Source organism: Paraburkholderia translucens (genome assembly GCF_020881035.1).
Taxonomy (GTDB): Bacteria; Pseudomonadota; Gammaproteobacteria; order Burkholderiales; family Burkholderiaceae; genus Paraburkholderia; species Paraburkholderia translucens.
This window is the reverse complement of the sequence record NZ_JAJITC010000041.1, coordinates 1-1,863: the sequence shown is the minus strand read 5'-3', so window position 1 is coordinate 1,863 and position 1,863 is coordinate 1. Positions and strand designations below refer to the sequence as shown.

Below are 1,863 nucleotides of genomic sequence, written 5' to 3'. Positions count from 1 at the left end.
ATGTTCGGGATTCTGCTGGGTGCGCCGACGCTGCGTCTGCGCGGCGACTACCTCGCGATCGTGACCCTCGGTTTCGGGGAAATCGTGCGGATCTTCATGAACAACCTCGACCGTCCGGTGAACATCACCAACGGCCCGAAGGGTATCACCGGGATCGATCCGGTGCAGGTCGGCGGCTTCAGCCTCTCGCAGACGCACTCGCTGTTCGGCTACCCGTTTCCGTCGGTGTCCCTGTACTACTACCTGTTCGTGCTGTGCGCGCTGTTCGTGATCTGGACGTGTACGCGTCTGCAGCATTCGCGGATCGGCCGTGCGTGGGCCGCGATCCGCGAGGACGAAATCGCCGCCAAGGCGATGGGCATCAACACCCGTAACGTGAAGCTGCTCGCCTTCGCGATGGGCGCGTCGTTCGGCGGCCTGTCGGGCGCGATGTTCGGTGCGTTTCAGGGCTTCGTGTCGCCCGAGTCGTTCACGTTCTGGGAATCGGTCGTGGTGCTGGCGTGCGTGGTGCTCGGCGGCATGGGCCACATTCCCGGCGTGATTCTCGGCGCGGTGCTGCTCGCGGTGTTCCCCGAGTTCCTGCGCTCGACGATGGGTCCGCTGCAGAACATGATCTTCGGCCATGAAATCGTCGATACGGAAGTGATCCGTCAGTTGCTGTACGGGCTCGCGATGGTCGTGATCATGCTGTATCGCTCGGAGGGCCTGTGGCCCGCGCCGAAGCACGAAGACAAGATTGCGAAGCTGGCGAAGCGTAGCGGCAAGAAGCCGGTGCGCGCATAAGGTCCGGTGGAGAAAAAGACATGAGCGATAACGTAAGCAACAACGCGGCGATCCGTCTGTCGGTGAAGGGCGTCAACAAGCGCTTCGGCGGCCTGCAGGCGCTTTCCGAGGTCGGCCTGCAGATCCGCGCGGGCGAGATCTACGGTCTGATCGGTCCGAACGGCGCCGGCAAGACGACCTTCTTCAACGTGATCACGGGTCTGTACACGCCGGATTCGGGCGAGTTCAAGCTCGACGGCGAGAACTACACGCCGACCGCGGTCTATCAGGTCGCGAAGGCTGGCATCGCGCGCACGTTCCAGAACATCCGGCTGTTCGGCGGCATGACCGCACTCGAAAACGTGATGGTCGGGCGGCATGTGCGCACCAGGCACGGTCTGCTCGGCGCGGTGTTCCAGACCCCGGCCGAGCGCCAGGAAGAGCGCGAGATCAAGGAGCGCGCGCTCGAACTGCTCGACTACGTCGGCATCACGCAATACGCGGACTACACGTCGCGCAACCTGTCGTATGGCCACCAGCGTCGACTGGAAATCGCCCGCGCATTGGCGACGGATCCGAAGCTGCTCGCACTTGACGAACCGGCGGCCGGCATGAACGCCACCGAGAAGGTCGAGCTGACCAGGCTGCTCGACAAGATCCGCGCGGACGGCAGGACGATTCTGCTGATCGAGCACGATGTGAAGCTCGTGATGGGCCTGTGCAACCAGATGACGGTGCTCGACTACGGCAAGGTGATTGCGCAGGGTCTGCCGCAGGACGTGCAAAAGGATGCGAAGGTGATCGAAGCTTATCTGGGTGCGGGGGTCCACTGATGTCCACGACGCAAGCAATGTTGAAAATCAAGGGCCTGCAGGTCAACTACGGCGGCATCCAGGCGGTCAAGGGTGTCGATCTCGAGGTCGGGCAGGGCGAACTCGTCACGCTGATCGGCGCGAACGGCGCGGGCAAGACCACGACGATGAAGGCGATCACCGGTCTGAAGGCGTACGCGGCCGGCGACATCGAGTACATGGGTCAGTCGATCAAGGGGCTGCCCGCGCATGAGCTGCTCAAGCGCGGTCTCGCGATGGTGCCGGAAGG

3 protein-coding genes are annotated in these 1,863 nt (G+C 63.3%); all 3 read left to right on the top strand.

Annotated elements, in window-relative coordinates:
- The coding region (locus tag LJ655_RS29985; RefSeq protein WP_230564769.1) for an ABC transporter permease subunit at nucleotides 1-783 on the top strand (783 nt) is incomplete at its 5' end.
- Nucleotides 784-803: 20 nt separating this feature from the next.
- Complete coding sequence (locus LJ655_RS29980; protein ID WP_230564768.1) at nucleotides 804-1,595, top strand: ABC transporter ATP-binding protein; 792 nt, start codon at nucleotides 804-806, stop codon at nucleotides 1,593-1,595.
- 17 nt (nucleotides 1,596-1,612) lie between these two features.
- A partial coding sequence (locus tag LJ655_RS29975) for an ATP-binding cassette domain-containing protein (protein WP_230564767.1) occupies nucleotides 1,613-1,863 on the top strand: 251 nt, incomplete at its 3' end.